This window comes from Acinetobacter sp. Swhac1 (assembly GCF_013390985.1).
Taxonomy (GTDB): domain Bacteria; phylum Pseudomonadota; class Gammaproteobacteria; order Pseudomonadales; family Moraxellaceae; genus Acinetobacter; species Acinetobacter towneri.
In genome coordinates, this window is sequence record NZ_JACASN010000002.1 from 80,329 (window position 1) to 102,901 (window position 22,573).

Consider the following 22,573-nt stretch of genomic DNA (forward strand, 5'->3'; position numbering starts at 1 on the left):
CATCGTAACTACATGCAGAGACATATTTAGGGTTAGGAAACACAGTAGATTATGGCTTTATTGAATTATGAGCGTCCATTTTGGGCATTACTGGCTGCTGCACCGCTTGTTGCAATGGTGAGTACTGCAAGTCATGCGCAAACCTGGAAAATTAATTTACGTGATGCGGACTTAACTGCATTTATTAATGAAGTGGCCGATATTACGGGCAAGAACTTTGCAGTCGATCCGCGTGTGCGTGGCAATGTCACGGTGATTTCCAACAAAGCCCTGAATAAAAATGAAGTCTATGACCTGTTTTTAGGCGTATTGAATGTGAATGGTGTGGTGGCAATACCATCAGGCAATACCATTCGCCTTGTACCTGACAGCAATGTAAAAAGCTCAGGCATTCCCTATGATGGTCGTCAAAATGCGCGTGGTGACCAAATTGTAACGCGAGTGATTTGGCTAGAAAATACCAATGCCAATGACCTGATTCCTGCTTTACGTCCGCTCATGCCTCAGTTTGCGCATTTGTCTGCGGTCGGGGGCACCAATGCTCTAATCGTGTCTGATCGTGCCAGTAACATTTATCAGTTAGAAAGCATTATTCGTAACCTAGATGGTACGGGGCAAAATGACATTGAAGCGATTAGCCTGCAATCCAGTCAAGCCGAAGAAGTCATTGGCTTGCTTGAGTCGATGAGTTCGACAGGGGCAGCGAAAGATGTTAAAGGTTCGCGTGTGCGTATTGTGGCGGACAACCGTACCAATCGTATTATCATCAAAGGCGATACCGCAACACGTAAACGCATTCGTCAAATGATTGAAATGATGGATGTGCCTGCGGCAGATCGTTTGGGTGGTTTGAAGGTTTTTCGCTTGAAATATGCCAGTGCACAGAATTTAGCAGAAATATTGCAAGGTCTGGTTTCAGGACAGGCGGTGAGCAGCAGCTCTAATGCAAATAGCAACAGTAACAACAACAGTGCTAGTAATTTAAGCAGCACCAATAACAACACAGGTAATTCATCGACTATTTCCACCCCAAGTATTAATTTGGGGGGCAGCTCGAATAGCAACAATCAAAACAACATCACCAGTTTTAATGGTAATGGTGTCAGTATTATTGCCGATGGCTCGCAAAATGCTTTGGTGGTCAAAGCCGATCCGCAGTTGATGCGTGAAATTGAATCGGCCATTCAGCAACTAGATACCCGTCGTCAACAAGTGTTGATTGAAGCTGCGATTATAGAAGTGGAAGGTACCGATGCCGACCAATTGGGTGTGCAGTGGGCATTGGGCGATTTAAGCAGCGGTATCGGTCTAATTAATTTTGACAATATTGGTGCAAGTTTAAAAAATGTTGCTGCAGGCTATTTAACTGGTGGTGCAGCAGGCGCAGGCAGTGCGATTGGTGCAGGTACGTCATTGGTGTTGGGTGATTATCGTGAAGGTCGTGATGGTTCACGCAAGCTATATGGTGCGATGATTCAGGCCTTGAAGGAAAAAACCAAATCCAATTTATTGTCTACGCCATCTATTGTGACCATGGACAATGAAGAAGCCTATATTGTGGTTGGTGAAAACGTTCCTTTTGTAACAGGTTCATTATCTACCAATGGTGGTGTGGCAAATCCGTATACCACTATTGAACGTAAAGATGTCGGGGTTACTTTAAAAGTCGTGCCACATATTGGTGAAGGCGGAACACTACGCTTGGAAGTTGAACAAGAAGTGTCAGATGTCAAAGCCAATAAAGGTCAGGCGCAGGATTTAGTCACCAGCAAACGCGCAATTAAAACTTCTATTTTGGCCGAGCACGGACAAACCATTGTCTTAGGTGGCTTAATTTCTGATAACTCGGTTTATAGTCGTCAGGCTGTGCCAGGTTTGGGTGCTATTCCAGGGTTGGGGCGTTTATTCCGTTCCGATGGTCAATCTAATCAAAAACGTAATTTATTGATTTTTATTCACCCAACCATTGTGGGAGATAGTCAGGATATTCGCCGTATTTCGCAGCAGCGTTATAGCCAATTGTATAGCCTTCAGTTGGCAATGGATGCCGATGGTAGCTTTGCTAAACTGCCTGAGAATGTTAGCGATGTTTATCAGCAGCGTTTGCCTGTATCTCGAGTGGCGCCGCAAACAGGAACTTATCAAACCTTACCATCAGCAGTGTCTGCAAACCGCACAGCAACGGTGGTGAGCACCCCTGTTGCGATTGAGCCTGCGGTACAGCGCCAAAACGTAGTTTTGCCGCAGCAGGAAGTCAGCAAAACTAAAAATACAGTCACTACGACCACAATTCGCGCTACACCTTAATCGTATCCTGCGCAGATTGTGGTTGAGGGCATGTTATGATGTCGCCAAATCACACGAGAGAAGTTATTTATGACTTGGAAAATACAAGCAATTAGCGGTGAATTTACTGGCCAAGAAATTAGTATCGACCGTGATATGTTGGTGGGGCGTCATCAAAGTGCAGATTTGGTGCTGCAATCGGCAGAAATTTCACGTAAACATGCGGCTTTTTTACTTAAAGAACAAGCGCTGTATGTGCAAGATTTAAATTCTTCCAACGGCACTTTTGTAAATGATTTACGCATTGCCGATGAAACCTTACTTAAAGAAGGTGATATCGTCCAATTTGCCAGCTTAAAGTTTTCAGTATTTGCGCCTGCGGTTGAATTGGAACATGCGGCAGATGTCGCCGAAACTGCTGAAAAAGTCACAGCACAAACAGAAAAAACACCTGCACAGCAAATGAACGAGCAGGGAATGCCTGAATTGAATCAACGTGACAGTTCTGTGCAATTAAACCGTGATGGTATGCCGCAAGGCGTGGCAGTACCAAAACCAGCACCTATTCCAGAAGGCGTGGATATTCATGCAGTTCCAGCAGAGCCAACACCTGTGTCTGTCGAGCAGCCTGTTTCTCGTGTGGAACAAGAGAAAGAACAGCAAAAAAATGCTTCTGTTGGCTTGATTTCACTGATTGTCTTGGTGATTTTGGCAGTTTTGGCTTGGCTATTGTTTAAATAAGCAGCCTTTGCTTTACAATCAAGGCATGCGATCGCATGCCTTTGTTCATTTAGGGGGAAGAATGTCTATTGCTCAGCTTGATACACGTCAAGTCATTTTATTTGATTTAGATGGCACTTTGGTCGATTCTGCGACAGATTTATACCGCGCCATGAACATGAGTTTAAATGCACTGCAACTGCCTTTGGTAACACTGGAACAAGTGCGAACTTGGGTGGGGAAGGGAACTGCGGTATTTTGCAATAGTGTCTTATCGCACTTAATGGGCGAAGTTCATCCTGAACAGCAACAACAGCTACTGAACACCTTCTTAGAAATTTATAATGCCGATCCGTGTATCGACACACAACCATTCCCGGGCATTATTGAATTTTTGGACTGGGCAAAAGCACAACAAAAAACCTTAGTTTGTGTGACCAATAAACCTGAACTACCTGCTCGTGCCATTGTTGAAGCATTAGAGATGCAACACTATTTTGCTGATGTGATTGGTGGAGATCGCTTTGAGGAGCGTAAACCACACCCGCGTCAATTGCTGCATTGTGTTGAACATTATCAAGTGGAGAAGTCTCAAGTCTTGATGATTGGTGATTCTTCTAATGATGTTGAAGCCGCGCGTCGAGCGGGGATTGATTGTATTGTGGTCAGCTACGGCTATAATCATGGTGAGCCGATTGCCAATTGTCAGCCGCAACAAATTGTGGACAATTTAACTGAATTGTTAAATATTTAAGATTCAAAAATCAAATAATTTTACGCTAATTGCTATAAAGGATATCAATATGAGTCAGGCTGTAATGCCCATATTTCGATGGCGACGCTAGTCAATCTACAACCGTCCTTCACTTCGTCTTATCGAAAACATTGCTACATCGAAATATAGAGAGCTTCACATGACCACTCTGACTCAATTTGAACAACTTAAAGCAGCAGGCTACAACCTCATTCCTGTATATCGCCAGCGTTTGGCCGATACCGAAACTCCATTGTCGGTATTTGCACGTTTGAAGCAGCATCAACAAGCCTATTTGTTTGAGTCTGTAGAAGGTGGTGAAAACTGGGCACGTTATTCAATTATTGGTTTGGGTGAATCTACAGTTTTCTCCTGTAATGCGGGTGAACTCACCATCCAACATGCTGACGGTTCAATCGAAAAACAAACTTGTGCACAGCCGTTTCAGTATATCCGCGATTTTCAAGCGCAATTTAAAGTGCCTACGCAAGCTGACTTGCCTGAATTGCCAAGCTTTACAGGTGGTTTGGTGGGTTATTTTGGTTACGATGCAGTGCGTTATATCGAACCGCGTTTAAAAAACGTGCCTGCAGCAGATCCAGTCGGTTTGCCTGATATTTGGATGATGTTGTCTAAAACAGTCATCGTGTTTGATAACTTAAAAGATACCTTGTTCTTAATTGTGCATGCCGATGCAGCGCAGGCAGATGCTTATGACAAGGCACAACAACAACTCGATGCACTAGAAGAAATTTTAGCAACCCCGATTAGTCTAAAAGCAGAAAAACATACGCCACCACATTTTGAATCGCTTACAGGCAAAGAAAAATTCTTGGCGACCATTGATACCGTCAAAGAATACATTCGTGCAGGCGATGTTATGCAAGTGGTGCCTGGACATCGCATGGTGTCAGATTTTGATGGTGAGCCGTTACAGGTTTATCGTGCTTTGCGCCATCTCAACCCATCGCCGTACTTATTCTTGGTACAAGGCAAAACTTTGGGCGATGATCAGCCGTTTCATATTGTCGGCTCATCACCTGAAATTTTATCGCGTTTGGAAAATGGTATTGCCACTGTGCGTCCTTTAGCAGGTACACGCCCGCGCGGTAAAACCAAAGAAGAAGATTTGGCACTTGAGCAAGATTTGTTGTCGGATGAAAAAGAAATTGCCGAACACTTAATGCTGATTGACTTGGGGCGTAATGATGTCGGGCGTATCGCCAAAATTGGTAAAGTACAAGTGACTGATCAAATGGTGATCGAGCGTTATTCGCATGTCATGCATATTGTGTCCAATGTGCAAGGTGAAGTGCGTGACGATGTCGATGCTTTGGATGTTTTTCAGGCAACTTTCCCTGCAGGGACACTTTCGGGTGCACCAAAAATTCGTGCCATGGAAATTATTGATGAAGTTGAGCCTGTAAAACGTGGTGTTTTTGGTGGTGCTGTTGGTTATTTAGGCTGGCATGGCGAAATGGACATGTCGATTGCGATTCGTACCTGTGTTATTCGTCAAAATAAGGTCTATGTGCAGGCAGGCGCAGGTCTAGTTGCGGACTCAAATCCTGAATCTGAATGGAATGAAACCCAAATAAAAGCTCGCGCAGTGATCAAAGCGGTTGAATTATCATCAAATGGATTGATTTTATGAGTTTTTAGCGTTTTTTTTGAAAAAAACACTTGCACGGATTTCAAGTTTTGCTAAACTGCACACCGTTCCGATACGAAACGTACGAAACACTAAGAGACGCCGGCATAGCTCAGTTGGTAGAGCAACTGACTTGTAATCAGTAGGTCCACAGTTCGAATCCGTGTGCCGGCACCATCTTAGGGAGTTTGAGTTGTTAAGTAAAGAACGAACACTGAGTAAGTGTGAAAATGGTGGGATTCCCGAGCGGTCAAAGGGAGCAGACTGTAACTCTGCCGCGTAAGCTTCGAAGGTTCGAATCCTTCTCCCACCACCATTAACTTCGATAGAAGTGGTAATTACCAACATAGATGCGGGAGTAGCTCAGTTGGTAGAGCGGCAGCCTTCCAAGCTGCATGTCGCGAGTTCGATCCTCGTCTCCCGCTCCATCGAAGGATTTGTCGCTCTTATAGCTCAGTGGTAGAGCACTCCCTTGGTAAGGGAGAGGTCTCGAGTTCAAATCTCGATAAGAGCTCCAGGTACAGTTTAGCGATTATTCGCACAAGATTTTCAAAAAGCAGGCTTATTAGTCTGCTTTTCAAGTATTAGGTGTCTAGTTTTTTAGGCGATATGTCGGGGCAGAGTTTTACTCAGCATTGTGTTCGACGTAAACGAGGAAGATGAACATGGCTAAGGCTAAGTTTGAACGTAATAAGCCACACGTTAACGTGGGCACAATCGGTCACGTTGACCATGGTAAAACAACTTTAACAGCTGCGATTGCTACAGTATGTGCACGTAAGTTTGGTGGTGAAGCGAAAGATTACGCTGCTATCGACTCTGCACCAGAAGAAAAAGCACGTGGTATTACAATTAATACTTCTCACGTAGAATACGACTCTCCAACTCGTCACTACGCGCACGTAGACTGCCCAGGTCACGCCGACTATGTTAAAAACATGATCACTGGTGCTGCTCAGATGGATGGTGCGATCCTTGTTTGTTCAGCGACTGATGGTCCAATGCCACAAACTCGTGAACACATCCTTCTTTCTCGTCAGGTAGGTGTACCTTACATCATCGTATTCTTAAACAAATGCGATATCGTAGACGACGAAGAGTTAATCGAATTAGTTGAAATGGAAGTTCGTGAGCTTCTTTCTACTTACGACTTCCCAGGCGACGACACTCCAGTAATCCGTGGTTCAGCACTTGCTGCACTTAACGGTGAATCAGGTCAATATGGCGAAGATGCTGTAGTTGCTCTTGTTGAAGCGCTTGATACTTACATCCCAGAGCCAGTACGTGCAATCGATCAAGCATTCTTAATGCCAATCGAAGACGTATTCTCTATTTCTGGTCGTGGTACAGTAGTAACTGGCCGTGTAGAAACTGGTATCGTGAAAGTAGGCGAAGAAGTTGAAATCGTTGGTATCAAAGACACAGTTAAAACAACTGTAACTGGCGTAGAAATGTTCCGTAAACTTCTTGACGAAGGTCGTGCGGGCGAGAACTGTGGTGTTCTTTTACGTGGTACTAAGCGTGAAGACGTACAACGTGGTCAAGTACTTGCTAAGCCAGGTACAATCAAGCCACACACTAAATTCGATGCGGAAGTATACGTACTTTCTAAAGAAGAGGGTGGTCGTCACACTCCATTCCTTAACGGTTACCGTCCACAATTCTATTTCCGTACAACTGATGTAACTGGTGCAATCCAGTTGAAAGAAGGCGTTGAAATGGTAATGCCAGGTGACAACGTTGAAATGTCAGTAGAATTAATCCACCCAATCGCAATGGACCCAGGTCTACGTTTTGCGATCCGTGAAGGTGGTCGTACTGTAGGTGCGGGTGTTGTTGCTAAAGTAACAGCATAATTATAGAATGTGTTAAACAGGTCGAGAGCTTTGGCTCTCGTTCTGTTTTGTAGGTCAGTAGTTCAATTGGTAGAGCGTCGGTCTCCAAAACCGAATGTTGGGGGTTCGAGTCCCTCCTGGCCTGCCACTTTTTTTAAAAAAGCTTGATGTCGGCTAATCTAGTCATATAATAAGTCGCGAATTCTACGACGAGTACAAAAATGTCGAATGATAAATCGCGTGACGCATTAAGCGACGCGCCAATCCCTCAAAGAAATAATTCTGCTGAAGTTGTTCAATCGAGTTCTCCATTAGACTACGTGTTGTGGGGTATCGCTTTGATTTTATTCATCGCTTCGATGATGGTGAATCAGCATCTTCCTGCGTATTGGGCACCAGCCAATGATATTTGGGTGCGTGTTGGGGTAATTTTGGCTTGTATCGTTGTGGCTTTAGGTTTATTATACGCCACCCATCAAGGCAAAGGCTTTGTTCGTTTGCTTAAAGATTCACGTATTGAGTTACGTCGAGTCACTTGGCCTACTAAACAGGAAACTGTAACAACGTCATGGCATGTATTGATTGTTGTTGTAGTCACTTCAATTGTATTGTGGTGTTTTGACTATTTGTTAGGCTGGGCAATCAAGTTAATTATCGGGTAAAAGAGCTATGAAACGTTGGTACATTATTCATGCCTACTCAGGTTATGAAAAACAAGTGATGCGTTCGCTTAATGATCGAATCCAGCGTAGCGCTGTTGCCGATAGCTTTGGTGAAGTCCTTGTTCCTACCGAAGAAGTGGTAGAAATGAAGGATGGTAAGAAACGTAAGTCAGAGCGTAAGTTCTTTCCAGGCTATGTATTGGTTGAAATGGAAATGAACGATGAAACTTGGCACATTGTTAAAGAGTGTCCAAAAGTTTTAGGTTTTATTGGTGGTACAGCAGAAAAGCCTGCCCCAATTACGCAAAAAGAAGCTGACGCGATTCTTGCACGTGTACGCAATACTGGTGAAGCACCTCGTCCGAAGACGATGTTTGAACCAGGCGAAGAATTACTTGTGATTGATGGTCCATTCACCGACTTTAAAGGCGTGGTGGAAGAAGTTCAATACGAGAAGTCACGTTTAACGTTGACAATTAATGTATTTAATCGACCTACTCAGGTTGAGCTGGAATTTCGTCAAGTCGAAAAATCCGTTTAAGTTTGAGTGGTTGGAAAACGCCCGATTTATGATGAATCGGGCATTGTTGTTGTAACGGTATCGTTACTTAAAATATTGGGGAGCCTAGCGGCGTTTGTACCCAGAGGTAATTTGAAATGGCTAAGAAGATTGACGGCTATATCAAGCTGCAAGTTCCAGCTGGTAAAGCGAATCCATCTCCACCAATTGGTCCTGCATTAGGTCAACGTGGTGTTAACATCATGGCATTCTGTAAAGAATTCAATGCTGCTACACAAAAAGTTGAACCGGGTTTGCCAATTCCTGTAGTGATCACTGTGTACAACGACAAGTCGTTCACATTCATCATGAAAACTCCTCCTGCTGCAATTCTTCTTAAGAAAGCTGCAGGCATTCAAAAGGGTTCAGCTGTACCTAACAAAAACAAAGTTGGTAAGTTGACTCGTGCTCAATTAGAAGAAATCGCGACTACTAAAGAACCAGATTTAACTGGTGCTGATTTAGAAGCACGTGTGCGTACCATTGCTGGTTCTGCACGTTCTATGGGCTTGGATGTGGAGCTATAAGACATGGCAAAGTTAACTAAACGTCAAAAAGCCATTGCTGCTGCTGTAGAAGCAAACAAAGTTTACACTTTGGAAGAAGCAGTTGAAGTTCTAAACAACCTTCCTGCTGCTAAATTCAAAGAATCTTTGGATGTTGCGGTAAACCTAGGTGTTGACCCACGTAAATCTGATCAGGTTGTTCGTGGTGCGACTACACTTCCTGCAGGTACTGGTAAAACTGTACGTGTAGCTGTTTTCGCTCAAGGTGCTGCTGCAGAAGCTGCTAAAGCTGAAGGCGCAGACGTAGTTGGTTTCGACGACTTAGCTGAAAGCATTCAAGCGGGTAACCTTGACTTTGACGTTGTGATTGCAGCTCCGGATGCAATGCGCGTAGTAGGTAAGTTGGGTACGATTCTTGGTCCACGTGGCTTAATGCCAAACCCTAAAGTGGGTACTGTAACTCCTGACGTTGCGACTGCAGTTAAAAATGCAAAAGCAGGTCAAGCGCGTTACCGTGTAGACAAAGCGGGTATTATCCACGCTGCGATTGGTCAAGTTGGCTTTACTGCTGAAGCAGTTCGTTCAAACGTTGAAACCTTAGTTGCTGACTTGAAAAAGTTAAAGCCTGCAACTTCTAAAGGCGTATACATCAAAAAGATCACTTTGAGCTCTACTATGGGTCCTGGTCTTGTTATTGATGTACAGAACGTTTCTAACTAAGTCTGACTTAGAAAGAATTTTAAAGTCCTGAAAAGTCTCCTTCTCCCTCTGGGAGAAGGTCGGGATGAGGGTTAACCCTCTCCCTAACCCTCTCCTAGCAGGAGAGGGGGACATTCAGGCGGACTTTGAATTGGTAAATGAGAATTTATCAGCGTCAAAGACCTCAGGCGAGAGTAGTTTTATGCTGCTTTCTTAATCTTCCAGCCTGGGTAGACGCGGTGGTGTGATTTATTCCTCCTCCGCGTGTAAGTTCAGCAATGAATTTACGAATTGGGAGTGTGCTTCACGTAAGCACATAAATCACCGTTAGGAGGTTTTACAATGGCTCTTCTTATCGAAGACAAAAAACAGATCGTAGCAGAAGTTAACGAAGTTGCTTCTAAAGCGTTCTCTGCTGTTGTTGCTGACTATCAAGGTATGAGCGTTGAGCAATTAACGGCTCTACGTGTTGAAGCGCGTAAATTAGGTGTTACTACACGTGTTGTACGTAATACTTTGGCTAAACGTGCTTTTCAAGATACGCAATTCACGATCTTGAACGACAACCTTGTTGGCCCAACAATTTTAGCTTTCTCAACTTCTGAAGACGACATGGGTGCAGCTGCACGCTTGTTCGAAGAATTCGCTAAAACGAATAAAGCATTTGAACTTAAAGCTGCTGCATTTGACGGCAAACTTTATCAAGGTGCTGAAGTTAGCGTAATTGCGAATCTTCCGAACCAAGAAAAAGCGCTTACTATGCTTGCAAACGTTCTTCAAGCTCCTATTTCGAAATTGGGTCGCCTTATTACTGCGCTCAAAGAGAAAAACGAGTCAGAAGCTGCATAAGCTTAAATTTATTTCCACACCATTCAATTTCCATTTGGAGTTATTCTCATGGCTTTAACTAACGAAGAAATCTTAAACGCAGTTGCTGAAAAAACTGTTCTTGAACTTGTTGAACTTATCTCTGCTTTTGAAGAGAAATTCAATGTATCAGCTGCTGCTGTTGCTGTTGCTGCTGCTCCAGGCGCTGGCGCTGCTGCTGCAGAAGAGCAATCTGAATTCAACGTTGAGTTGACTTCTTTCGGTGCGAACAAAGTTGCTGTAATTAAAGCAGTTCGTGAAGCTACTGGCCTTGGTCTTAAAGAAGCTAAAGACATCGTTGAAGGCGCTCCTTCAGTGATCAAAGAAGCTGTTTCTAAAGAAGAAGGTGAAGAGCTTAAGAAGAAACTTGAAGAAGCTGGTGCTACAGTTACACTTAAGTAATCTTAAGGGGAGTCGATTTTTTTATAATCGACTCCAAAAAATGGCTGATGGCTCTTGGGTCATCAGCCTTTTTGCGTTACAATTATCGGCTCGATTTTTGTTTGAATGATGGGAAAACCATCGAAAACAATATAAATCAATAAAATCAAACGCTTACCAATATTTTTCCACATTTAAAAATATTGTTAAGCGTTTTAATACCACTAAAAATTGCAGCATTTGTAAAGAGTGGTGGCCATATCGGCCTGCGTAATTCCTTCTAAACCCGTTCTGCAGGCGGGTTTAGTTTACTTTCCGAGGACTCCAGATGGCATACTCATATACCGAAAAGAAACGGATCCGTAAGAATTTTGGTAAATTGCCCCAAGTAATGGATGCACCGTACTTGCTTTCGATTCAAGTCGACTCGTACCGTACTTTCCTTCAAGATGGCAAAACTCCAAAAAGCCGCGAAGATATCGGTCTCCAAGCCGCATTTCGTTCAGTTTTTCCTATAGAAAGTTATTCTGGCAATGCTGCTTTAGAATTTGTTGAGTATAGTCTTGGTAAGCCTGAGTTTGATGTACGTGAGTGTATTCTTCGCGGCTCAACTTATGCGGCACCAATGCGCGTAAAAATTCGTTTGATCATTAAAGATCGTGAAACGAAATCAATCAAAGATGTGCGTGAGCAAGAAGTCTACATGGGCGAAATGCCATTGATGACGGATAACGGTACCTTTGTGATTAACGGTACTGAGCGTGTAATTGTTTCTCAATTACACCGTTCACCAGGCGTGTTCTTTGACCATGATAAAGGTAAGACCCACTCGAGCGGTAAAGTGTTGTATTCAGCACGCATTATTCCTTACCGTGGCTCATGGTTAGACTTTGAATTCGATGCCAAAGACCTCGTTTATGTGCGTATTGACCGTCGTCGTAAATTGCTTGCGACTGTAGTGTTGCGTGCATTGGGCTATAGCAATGAACAAATCCTAGACTTGTTCTTTGAGAAAGTACCTGTCTATTTAGACATGGGTAGCTACCAAATTGACCTTGTCCCAGAACGCTTACGTGGCGAAATGGCACAATTTGACATCACTGATACTGACGGCAAAGTGATTGTTGAGCAAGGTAAACGCATTAATGCGCGTCACGTACGTCAAATGGAAGCAGCTGGTCTTGAGAAGCTTTCAGTTCCTGATGAGTACTTGTACGAACGTATTACTGCAGAAGACATCCAGCTAAAAGATGGCGATGTGATTGCTGCAAACACCTTGTTAAGCCATGAAATCATGGTGAAACTTGCAGAAGGTGGTGTTAAACAATTTAACATCCTATTCACCAATGACATCGACCGTGGTTCGTTCATTGCGGACACCTTACGTGCAGATACAACTGTTGGTCGTGAAGATGCTTTGGTAGAAATCTACAAAGTGATGCGTCCAGGTGAGCCACCGACGAAAGAAGCCGCTGAAAATCTGTTCAATAACTTGTTCTTCTCTTCTGAGCGTTATGATTTATCGCCAGTAGGTCGTATGAAGTTCAACCGTCGTTTGGGTCGTCCTTACGAAGTGGGTACAGATCAGAAATCACGTGAAGTTGAAGGTATTTTGTCTAACGAAGACATTACCGATGTACTTAAAACATTGATCGAAATCCGTAACGGTAAAGGTGAAGTCGACGATATCGACCACTTGGGTAACCGTCGCGTACGTTCAGTGGGCGAGATGACTGAAAACCAATTCCGTGTTGGTTTGGTACGTGTTGAGCGTGCTGTAAAAGAGCGTTTGTCACAAGCTGAAACAGACAACCTGTCTCCGCAAGATTTAATCAATGCGAAGCCAGTGGCTGCTGCAATCAAAGAATTCTTTGGTTCAAGCCAATTGTCTCAGTTCATGGACCAAAACAACCCGTTGTCTGAAATTACCCACAAGCGTCGCGTATCTGCGCTTGGTCCAGGTGGTTTGACACGTGAACGTGCAGGCTTTGAGGTACGTGACGTACACCAAACTCACTATGGTCGTGTGTGTCCAATTGAAACGCCTGAAGGTCCAAACATTGGTTTGATCAACTCGCTTTCTGTTTATGCAAAATGTAATAATTTTGGCTTCTTGGAAACGCCATACCGTAAAGTGGTTGATGGTCGTGTAACCGATGAGGTTGAGTATTTATCTGCAATTGAAGAAGTGGGCACGATCATTGCGCAAGCGGACTCAAGCGTAGACCAAGATGGCAATTTAACAGAAGAATTCGTATCTGTACGTCACCAAGGTGACTTCGTGCGTATGCCGCCAGAGCGCGTGACGCACATGGACGTTTCTGCACAGCAGGTTGTATCTGTAGCAGCATCACTGATTCCATTCCTTGAGCACGATGACGCCAACCGTGCCTTGATGGGATCGAACATGCAACGTCAGGCTGTTCCGACGCTTATCGCTGATAAACCACTTGTGGGTACAGGGATGGAAGCGAACGTAGCACATGACTCAGGTGTATGTGTGATTGCAAACCGTGGTGGTCGTATTGAATATGTCGATGCTTCACGTGTAGTCATTCGTGTGAACGAAGAAGAAATGATCGCGGGTGAAGCAGGTGTAGATATCTACAACCTGATCAAATACACACGTTCAAACCAAAACACTTGTATTAACCAAAAAGTTTTGGTGAAGATGGGTGATAAGGTAGGTCGTGGTGATGTATTGGCTGACGGTCCATCTACAGATGGCGGTGAGCTTGCACTCGGTCAGAACATGCGTGTCGCGTTCATGACTTGGAATGGCTATAACTACGAAGACTCGATCTTGCTTTCTGAGCGTGTACTTCAAGAAGACCGTTTAACTTCGATTCACATTCAAGAATTGTCATGTGTTGCACGTGATACCAAATTGGGTGCGGAAGAAATCACAGCTGATATTCCAAACGTGGGCGAAGCTGCACTGTCTAAACTAGACGAGTCTGGTATCGTTTACATTGGTGCTGAAGTGACTGCAGGCGACATTCTTGTTGGTAAAGTAACGCCTAAGGGTGAAACTCAGTTAACGCCTGAAGAAAAATTGCTTCGTGCAATCTTCGGTGAAAAAGCAGCAGATGTGAAAGATTCATCATTGCGCGTTCCATCAGGTACTAAAGGTACTGTGATTGACGTTCAAGTCTTTACCCGTGATGGTCTAGAAAAAGACGAACGTGCACAAGCGATTGAAAAAGCACAACTTGATGCATATCGCAAAGACTTGAAAGAAGAATACAAAATCTTTGAAGAAGCAGCGCGTGAACGTATTATCCGCTTATTAAAAGGTCAAGAATCTAACGGTGGCGGTACAACTAAACGTGGCGACAAACTTTCTGAAGATGTGTTGTCTAGTTTAGAATTAGTTGACTTACTTGAAATCCAACCAAGTGATGAAGCAATTGCTGAGCGTTTAACTCAAATTCAAACTTTCTTGAAAGAGAAGAGCTTTGAAATTGATGAGAAATTCGCTGAGAAGAAACGTAAGCTTTCTACAGGCGATGAACTCACTACGGGCGTGTTGAAAGTTGTTAAAGTTTATCTTGCTGTTAAGCGTCGCATCCAACCGGGTGACAAGATGGCGGGTCGTCACGGTAACAAAGGTGTTGTATCAAACATCTTGCCTGTAGAAGACATGCCGCACGATGCTAACGGTGTACCAGTAGATATCGTATTGAACCCACTAGGCGTACCATCGCGTATGAACGTGGGTCAGATTCTTGAAACACACTTGGGTATGGCAGCCAAAGGTTTGGGTGAGCAAATTGATAAAATGCTCAAACAACAACGTGAAATTGCTGAACTACGTGAGTTCCTAGACAAGATTTATAACAAAGTTGGTGGCGAGCAAGAAGATCTTGACAGCTTAACTGATGATGAAATCTTGGTATTGGCTGGCAACTTACGTGCAGGTGTTCCGTTGGCTACTCCTGTATTTGATGGTGCAGAAGAAGGTCAAATTAAAGAATTACTTGAACTGGCTGAATTACCACGTTCTGGTCAAACCGTGTTGTACGATGGTCGTACAGGCGAGAAATTTGACCGTCCAGTGACTGTAGGTTATATGTACATGCTCAAACTCAACCACTTGGTGGATGACAAGATGCACGCACGTTCTACAGGTTCTTACTCACTTGTAACGCAACAGCCGTTGGGTGGTAAGGCACAATTCGGTGGTCAGCGTTTCGGTGAGATGGAAGTCTGGGCACTTGAAGCATACGGTGCTGCATACACGCTTCAAGAAATGCTCACTGTGAAGTCGGATGACGTTGAAGGTCGTACCCGTATCTATAAGAACATTGTAGATGGTAACCATTATATGGACCCAGGTATGCCTGAATCGTTTAACGTATTGACCAAAGAGATCCGTTCTTTAGGTATCAACATTGAACTGAAAAATGGTGACTAAGCATCTCCATTAAATCTCCCTAAATCCCTCTTTATAAAAGAGGGACTTTTCCCCCTTTGAAAAAGGGGGATTAAGGGGGATTAAAACTCAGTTAAAAAACAATATTTGTGACCCAGTTGGGATGTGAAAACAGCCTCCCAGCACACGGAGAAAAAAATTGAAAGACTTGCTCGATATCATGCGCAAAAAGACGGATTCAGACGGTCATGCTCCAGTAGAGTTTGACCGCATCCGTATTGGTCTTGCGTCACCAGAAATGATTAAGTCATGGTCTCACGGTGAAGTTAAAAAGCCAGAAACCATTAACTATCGTACGTTTAAGCCTGAACGTGATGGTTTATTCTGTGCCAAAATTTTTGGTCCAGTAAAAGATTACGAATGCTTGTGTGGTAAATACAAGCGTATGAAATACAAAGGCGTCATTTGTGAAAAATGTGGCGTTGAAGTAACGACTGCAAAAGTTCGTCGTGAGCGTATGGGTCACATCGAACTCGCTTCTCCAGTTGCACACATTTGGTTCTTGAAATCATTACCAAGCCGTATTGGTTTATTACTTGATATGACTTTACGTGATATCGAGCGCGTATTGTATTTCGAATCTTATGTGGTTACTGACCCAGGTATGACGCCATTTGAGAAATATCAACTTCTCAATGACGAAGAATACTTCAATGCTCTAGAAGAGCATGGTGATGAATTCACTGCGAAAATGGGTGCTGAAGCAGTTCAAGACTTGTTAAAAGACATCGATCTTGAAGCTGAAATTGCTCGTTTACGTGAAGAAATTCCACAAACAACTTCAGAAACTAAGCTGAAAAAAGCCTCTAAGCGTTTGAAGTTGATGGAAGCGTTCAAAGAGTCGAACAACAAGCCTGAATGGATGGTGATGAATGTACTGCCTGTACTTCCACCAGATCTTCGCCCGTTGGTTCCACTTGAAGGTGGTCGTTTTGCGACTTCTGACTTGAACGATCTTTATCGTCGTGTGATTAACCGTAACAACCGTTTGAAGCGTCTTCTTGACCTTGCAGCGCCAGACATCATCGTACGTAACGAAAAACGTATGTTACAAGAGTCTGTTGATGCCTTGTTAGATAACGGTCGTCGTGGTCGTGCAATCACAGGTTCAAACAAGCGTCCGCTTAAATCTTTGGCAGATATGATCAAAGGTAAGCAAGGTCGTTTCCGTCAAAACTTACTTGGTAAGCGTGTTGACTATTCAGGTCGTTCGGTGATTACCGTTGGTCCAAACCTACGTTTACACCAGTGTGGTCTTCCGAAGAAAATGGCACTTGAACTGTTCAAGCCATTCATCTTTGCAAAATTACAAGCTTCAGGTCAAGCAACCACCATTAAAGCTGCGAAGAAAATGGTTGAGCGTGAAACGCCAGAAGTTTGGGACGTTCTTGCATCTGTCATTCGTCAACACCCAGTGATGTTGAACCGTGCGCCTACACTTCACCGTTTAGGTCTTCAAGCATTTGAACCGATCCTGATTGAAGGTAAAGCCATCCGTTTACACCCACTCGTTTGTGCTGCGTTCAACGCTGACTTCGACGGTGACCAAATGGCGGTACACGTACCATTAACACTTGAAGCGCAATTAGAAGCGCGTGCGTTAATGATGTCGACCAACAACATCTTGTCTCCTGCGAACGGTGAGCCAATCATCGTACCATCTCAGGACGTTGTCTTGGGCTTGTATTACATCACGCGTGATGCAATCAATGCCAAAGGTGAAGACATGGTGTTTGCAGATACGCACGAAGTAAACCGTGCACTTGCAACGGGTCAAGTTGACTTACACGCTCGCGTAAAAGCACGTGTACACCAAACCGTAATCAATGAAAATGGTGAGCGTGAGCAACAAACTATTGTTGTAGATACGACACCAGGTCGCTGCTTGCTTTGGGAAGTTGTGCCTGAAGGTTTAAGCTTCGAGCAAATTAACCTAGAGATGAACAAAAAGAACATCTCAAAGTTAATCAACTCTTGCTACCGTAAATTAGGTCTAAAAGACACGGTTATTTTTGCAGACCAATTGATGTACTTGGGCTTCCGTCAAGCGACACGTTCAGGTGTTTCTGTGGGTATGGAAGACATGGTTATTCCACCACAAAAACAAGCAATTATTGAAAAAGCAGAAACTGAAGTTCGTGAAATTGAACAACAGTTCGAGCAAGGCTTCGTAACTGCGGGTGAGCGTTATAACAAAGTGGTCGATATTTGGGCACGTACCAACGACCAAGTTGCTAAAGCGATGATGGACAACTTGTCATTTACCACTGTTAAAAACAAACAGGGTGAAGACGAGAAGCAAAAATCATTCAACTCGATCTACATGATGTCGGATTCAGGTGCGCGTGGTAGTGCGGCACAGATTCGTCAGTTGGCGGGTATGCGTGGTTTGATGGCGAAACCAGATGGTTCGATCATTGAAACGCCAATTAAAGCGAACTTCCGTGAAGGTTTGACGGTACTTCAGTACTTCATTTCAACTCACGGTGCGCGTAAAGGTTTGGCCGATACCGCATTGAAAACAGCGAACTCAGGTTACTTGACACGTCGTTTGGTTGACGTTGCACAAGACTTGGTAATTACTGAGCCAGATTGCGGTACTTATGGCGGTTTAGTGATGACACCATTCATTCAAGGTGGTGATGTCATTGAAAACCTTGGTACGCGTGTATTAGGTCGTGTAACTGCTGAAGACGTGAAGAAAGCGGGTTCAGACGAAGTTATTCTGCCACGTAACACACTCATTGATGAAAAACTTGCTAACTTCTTAGAAGAGCAAGGTGTCGATGAAGTAAAAGTACGTTCAGTGGTATCTTGTGAATCGACCTTTGGTGTATGTGCGAAGTGTTATGGTCGTGACCTAGCACGTGGTCACTTGGTGAATCCAGGTGAATCTGTGGGTGTAATGGCTGCTCAATCGATTGGTGAGCCAGGTACACAGTTAACCATGCGTACATTCCACGTGGGTGGTGCGGCAAGCCGAACTTCTGCAGCCAATAGCGTACAAGTGCGTAACAAAGGTTCAGTACGTTTCCATAACGTGAAAACTGTACAACACGCTAAAGGTCACTTGGTATCTGTTTCACGTTCAGGTGAAATTGGTATTGCCGATGAGTTAGGTCGTGAGCGTGAGCGTTATAAACTGCCATACGGTGCGTCAATCTTGCTCAAAGATGGCGAAGCGGTAGAAGCTGGCGGTATTGTGGCGACTTGGGATCCACACACGCATCCACTTGTGACCGAAGTTGCGGGTAAAATCCGTTTCAGCCAGATTGCTGATGGCGTGACTGCGACCTCGAAAACAGATGATGCGACTGGTATGACCACAGTTGAAATCTTGCCAGTGACTTCACGTCCTGCGTCAGGTAAAGACTTACGTCCTGCAGTCGTGTTAGACACTGTGGATGGTGGCGAACAGTTCTACTTCTTGCCACAAAATACCATTCTTTCTGTGCGTGATGGCGAAAGCATTGGTGTGGGTGACGTTATTGGTCGTGTACCACAAGAATCTTCACGTACTCGTGATATTACCGGTGGTTTACCACGCGTTGCAGACTTATTTGAAGCACGTAAACCAAAAGAGCATGCGATTCTTGCAGAAGTGTCAGGTATCGTGAGCTTTGGTAAAGAAACCAAAGGTAAGAACCGTTTAGTGATTACACCAGATGATGGCTCTGAGATTTACGAAGAGTTGATTCCAAAATGGCGTAACATCAACGTGTTTGAAGGTGAGCATGTGAACCGTGGTGAAACCATTTCTGATGGTCCACAAAACCCACATGACATCTTACGCTTGAAAGGTGAAGTGGCATTAACCAACTACATCGTGAACGAAGTTCAAGACGTTTACCGCTTACAAGGTGTAAAAATTAACGATAAGCACATTGAAGTCATCGTGCGTCAAATGTTGCGTAAAGTTGAAATCACCGATGGTGGCGATACGAGCTTCATCAAAGGCGAACAAGTGGATTACATTCGCGTGGTACAAGAAAACCAAGCTGTACTTGCACAAAACAAGTTCCCAGCGAAGTTTGAACGTCAATTGATGGGTATCACCAAAGCATCGCTTTCAACAGACTCGTTCATTTCTGCTGCATCGTTCCAGGAAACTACACGTGTGTTAACTGAAGCGGCTGTAACAGGTAAAGAAGATGATTTACGTGGCTTGAAAGAGAACGTTGTTGTGGGTCGTTTGATTCCAGCAGGTACGGGTCTTGCTTACCACCTAGAGCGTCGTCGTCAAGAAGCTGAAGCTGCTGAATTGGCATTAGTGAATGATTTCTCTGATGTAGATCAAGCATTAAGCCAAGCATTTAGCGATGAATTTAACGATCTCTAATTCGTTTTAAAGCATCATTTAAAGACGCCTTTCGAGGCGTCTTTTTTTTGCCAACGTTTTAGTTGCATATTTTGCTTTAATAAAGCCGCAATATTGCATATAGTGAATTAAGAACAATTTAAAAATATCAAGAAAACTAAGGGGATAGCTTATGCAATTTAGAGGACTGACACTGTGTTTATCGGCAATGCTACTGAGTGTGTCTGTTTCGGCTGCACCAATGCCAAACAGCATTGTGGTGAAAGACAAAGCCATTGTGCCTATTCTAAAAACTGAAGTGATTCGTACAGTGACAGGTGAAAAGCCTATACGCCATGTAGAAGCCACGATTTTTGAAGTGAGCAATCAGGGTAAAGATATTGTGGCAAAGGAAGTTGTTTTTGATGATGATCAAGCACAGTTTTCAGAGAAACAATTGGGTATTCCTGTGATTCAAAAAGGTGGGGTGATTGTACCAACCTCAAAAATTGAGTTGAATAAAACCCTAAAGCAGGATGGTAAAGTCATTTCTGAAGTGAAAACGATTGATGCAGAAGGCATGGAATATAAGCAGGGGCAGGCGCCAATTCATCGCACATTAAAACTGGATCGGGTCAAAACGCCTGAAAGCAAAGAAACAGTTTCTCATGCTGTGTTTACTGAAGATGGTAAAACCACACGTGATGTGGTGGTACTTGAAGAAGAGGGTACAGAATCCTTTATGATGCCTTAAGCATTTTACAGAAATACTCATATCTTACTGTGCTTGGTAACAGATTTTTCAAAGTTGATGCCGCAAGATGCACTACACTTAAAATCAACAACAGCGGGGAGACATCGCGATGAAAAAAGTATTTAGCGTATTGGCAGTTGCAACTGTATCGACCATGTTAATGGCGGGTTGTGAGAGCATGAGTTCAAATGACCAACGTATTGGTGCAGCAGCATTAGGCGGTGCCGTTGGTGGCGCAGCGGGTAACAGCGTAGGTGGTAGTGTTGGTGCAGCAGCAGGCGCAGGTGCAGGTGCAGCAGTTGGAAGTAAAACCCAAGATGGTTCTAACCGTAACGCAACCTATAGTGGAATTGGCGGTGCGATTGGTTCAATTTTAGGTAAAGAAGTGATAGGTGGTAATGCAGGCGCTGCAATCGGTGGTGCTGTTGGTGGTGGTGCTGGTGCAGCCATCGAGCAAAAGCGTTAATCTGAATACGAACAGCCATGCCATCCTACTGAAGTATTTATATTTCAGTACATCCAACGCAGAGTCTTATGATTCTGCGTTTTTTATGCGCTAGCTGAAAAATTAATGCGTTTGGATAAATTGATTGACTGCTTGAGTATAAGCATTATTTTGTCCCAATGACTTGTTGATTTCAGCATGTGAAAGTCGGACAGGCAATAACTGGGTTTGAGTTCCGAATTTCTGTGCTTGTTGAATAAATTGTCGAGCTTGAGTACAGGGTTGATCTGCACGGATGGTTGAGCACACCGCGAGAAATGCAGGTAAAGCTTGATGTAGCTGAGCTATCGGAGAAAGGGCTTTCCAGTTGGAAGGTTGATCACCAAAGGCTTGATCATAAAAACGTGCATGACGTGTTTGCATTATCTTTTCTATATCATAAGCCGCGCTATCTAAAGCAACTGTAGCACGCCAAGGCTGTGGCTGGGGTGCCAGCCAATGGGGGCGAACGGTTAATAGACTGACCAGGTGTGCGCCCGCAGAATGTCCCATCAGCACCAAGCGTTTTGAGTCAGCATGCCAATGCGGTGCCTGATTTTGGATATAAATAAGCGCTTGGGCGATATCCTGAGTTTGCTGCTGTACGGTCACATCTGGAACTAATCTATAGTTGATAGACACAAAAATCCAGTTTTGCTTGGTCCAGTAACTCAGCTTATTTTTGACCACAGCAGCATGATTTTTATCACCCATTTTCCAAGCACCGCCATGGACCATCATCATGAGCGGGGCTGGTGTTTGATCTGTGAGTACTTTGGCAGGGAAATAGACATCCATCACTTGTTGAGGATGAGATCCATAAGCCACATTTTTCAAAGTCTGGACTTTGGTAAATGTATTCGGCACCAAAGCATGGAGGGATGTCGATGAATAGAAACAAAGTAGGGAAAAGATTGGCACAAGATTTTTTTTCATTTTAATAATCCTTTAATTTTAAATACTATCAATGTTTATAATTTTTATGATCCACTGATGTATCAACAGTAATACGTTAATTAATTCATACCTGCTCAAAAAGAGTAGAGAAGTTTGTCGGTGACATTGATCTTTTTGTCTTTTGATTAAAATAATATTACCAACAACGCAGAATCATTAGATTCTGCGTTTTTATGTGAGCTAAAAATTACGTTGCTACGGCTTTGGGCTTTTTGCGTCGGATATATAATGTTTTATGCACTTCTGCGATTCGTACGCCTGATTCATCGACAATATTGAGCGTATATTGACGTGTAACAGGCGCATAGTCTTCTGCGAGTTGTTTAATTTCTTCGACTTCAGCAGCACTTAGGCGAATATCGGCATACACCGTACTGCGCCCAGGGGCGAGGAAATGAATCGTCGCAGCTTTATCCCAAACAATATATGTTGAACCCAAGTGATGCATCAGAATTAACATATAAAAGGGATCGACCATGGAATAGAGACTGCCGCCAAAATGCACCCCGACAATGTTTTGATTTTTGCGGGTCAGTGGCATTTTGACACGGACATGGTGGTTGGCTAAATCGATTTGATCGATTTCAATGCCTGCACCCCGATAGGGTGGATAGCGATTTAAAAAGTATTTGGAAACGATAGGAAGTTGCTGTAATTTTTTGATGAGATTCATGTGATATTTCATAGAGCCTAGAGCAGATTGTCTTTTATATTAGTATGAAATTT

At 43.7% G+C, this 22,573-nt stretch carries 17 protein-coding genes and 5 tRNA genes; 20 read left to right on the forward strand and 2 right to left on the reverse strand.

All coding sequences use genetic code 11. The features are described from left to right. Positions 1-51: 51 nt before the first annotated feature. The 20 genes from gspD to HX743_RS01560 all read left to right on the forward strand — a co-directional run bounded on the left by gspD (position 52) and on the right by HX743_RS01560 (position 20,872). Positions 52-2,307 carry a type II secretion system secretin GspD gene (gene gspD, locus HX743_RS01465; protein WP_131260972.1) on the forward strand — a complete coding sequence of 752 codons (2,256 nt, stop codon included), beginning with the start codon at positions 52-54 and terminating at the stop codon, positions 2,305-2,307. A 69-nt stretch (positions 2,308-2,376) separates the two neighbouring features. Next, positions 2,377-3,027 (forward strand): FHA domain-containing protein, encoded by a 651-nt coding sequence (locus HX743_RS01470; RefSeq protein WP_004975761.1) that lies wholly within the window; start codon positions 2,377-2,379, stop codon positions 3,025-3,027. A gap of 61 nt (positions 3,028-3,088) precedes the next feature. Then, entirely contained in the window at positions 3,089-3,760 is a 672-nt protein-coding gene (locus tag HX743_RS01475) for a phosphoglycolate phosphatase (RefSeq protein ID WP_004975764.1), read from the forward strand. A gap of 160 nt (positions 3,761-3,920) precedes the next feature. Continuing rightward, the gene (gene trpE / locus HX743_RS01480) at positions 3,921-5,414 is read left to right on the forward strand and encodes an anthranilate synthase component I (RefSeq protein ID WP_104852931.1); all 1,494 of its coding nucleotides are present in this window, start codon (positions 3,921-3,923) and stop codon (positions 5,412-5,414) included. A 98-nt stretch (positions 5,415-5,512) separates the two neighbouring features. Then, a tRNA-Thr gene (locus HX743_RS01485) sits at positions 5,513-5,588 on the forward strand. Positions 5,589-5,643: 55 nt separating this feature from the next. Continuing rightward, positions 5,644-5,727: transfer RNA gene (locus tag HX743_RS01490), tRNA-Tyr, on the forward strand. Between the two features lie 36 nt (positions 5,728-5,763). Then, a tRNA-Gly gene (locus HX743_RS01495) sits at positions 5,764-5,839 on the forward strand. A 14-nt stretch (positions 5,840-5,853) separates the two neighbouring features. Further along, a tRNA-Thr gene (locus HX743_RS01500) sits at positions 5,854-5,928 on the forward strand. Positions 5,929-6,076: 148 nt separating this feature from the next. Next, a complete protein-coding gene (gene tuf, locus HX743_RS01505; RefSeq protein WP_004975768.1) occupies positions 6,077-7,267 on the forward strand; it encodes an elongation factor Tu in 1,191 nt (396 codons plus the stop codon). 51 nt (positions 7,268-7,318) lie between these two features. After that, positions 7,319-7,394: transfer RNA gene (locus HX743_RS01510), tRNA-Trp, on the forward strand. A gap of 73 nt (positions 7,395-7,467) precedes the next feature. Then, a complete protein-coding gene (secE, locus tag HX743_RS01515; RefSeq protein ID WP_004975769.1) occupies positions 7,468-7,908 on the forward strand; it encodes a preprotein translocase subunit SecE in 441 nt (146 codons plus the stop codon). A 7-nt stretch (positions 7,909-7,915) separates the two neighbouring features. Continuing rightward, positions 7,916-8,449, forward strand: coding sequence for a transcription termination/antitermination protein NusG (nusG, locus tag HX743_RS01520; protein ID WP_004975770.1), 534 nt, complete (start codon positions 7,916-7,918; stop codon positions 8,447-8,449). A 116-nt stretch (positions 8,450-8,565) separates the two neighbouring features. Further along, a complete protein-coding gene (rplK, locus tag HX743_RS01525) occupies positions 8,566-8,994 on the forward strand; it encodes a 50S ribosomal protein L11 (protein ID WP_004975771.1) in 429 nt (142 codons plus the stop codon). Between the two features lie 3 nt (positions 8,995-8,997). Then, positions 8,998-9,693 (forward strand): 50S ribosomal protein L1, encoded by a 696-nt coding sequence (gene rplA, locus HX743_RS01530; protein WP_004975774.1) that lies wholly within the window; start codon positions 8,998-9,000, stop codon positions 9,691-9,693. A gap of 321 nt (positions 9,694-10,014) precedes the next feature. Further along, positions 10,015-10,521: a 50S ribosomal protein L10 gene (gene rplJ, locus HX743_RS01535; protein ID WP_096902333.1), complete on the forward strand. Its 507-nt coding sequence runs from the start codon at positions 10,015-10,017 to the stop codon at positions 10,519-10,521. Between the two features lie 48 nt (positions 10,522-10,569). Next, complete coding sequence (rplL, locus tag HX743_RS01540; protein ID WP_004975779.1) at positions 10,570-10,941, forward strand: 50S ribosomal protein L7/L12; 372 nt, start codon at positions 10,570-10,572, stop codon at positions 10,939-10,941. Between the two features lie 307 nt (positions 10,942-11,248). After that, positions 11,249-15,337: a DNA-directed RNA polymerase subunit beta gene (gene rpoB / locus HX743_RS01545; protein WP_178318324.1), complete on the forward strand. Its 4,089-nt coding sequence runs from the start codon at positions 11,249-11,251 to the stop codon at positions 15,335-15,337. Positions 15,338-15,494: 157 nt separating this feature from the next. Then, positions 15,495-19,694, forward strand: coding sequence for a DNA-directed RNA polymerase subunit beta' (gene rpoC, locus HX743_RS01550; RefSeq protein ID WP_178318325.1), 4,200 nt, complete (start codon positions 15,495-15,497; stop codon positions 19,692-19,694). Positions 19,695-19,845: 151 nt separating this feature from the next. Further along, a complete protein-coding gene (locus HX743_RS01555; protein ID WP_154321134.1) occupies positions 19,846-20,406 on the forward strand; it encodes a hypothetical protein in 561 nt (186 codons plus the stop codon). 109 nt (positions 20,407-20,515) lie between these two features. After that, entirely contained in the window at positions 20,516-20,872 is a 357-nt protein-coding gene (locus HX743_RS01560) for a DNA transfer protein p32 (protein ID WP_096902329.1), read from the forward strand. A gap of 102 nt (positions 20,873-20,974) precedes the next feature. Here the strand turns inward: HX743_RS01560 and HX743_RS01565 are convergent, their stop codons facing one another. Together HX743_RS01565 and HX743_RS01570 are read right to left on the reverse strand one after the other, a co-directional pair. Then, positions 20,975-21,826 (reverse strand): alpha/beta hydrolase, encoded by an 852-nt coding sequence (locus tag HX743_RS01565; protein ID WP_096902328.1) that lies wholly within the window; start codon positions 21,824-21,826, stop codon positions 20,975-20,977. A gap of 208 nt (positions 21,827-22,034) precedes the next feature. Then, positions 22,035-22,520, reverse strand: a complete 486-nt coding sequence (locus HX743_RS01570; RefSeq protein ID WP_178318326.1) for a DUF4442 domain-containing protein — start codon at positions 22,518-22,520, stop codon at positions 22,035-22,037. Between the last annotated feature and the right edge of the window lie 53 nt (positions 22,521-22,573).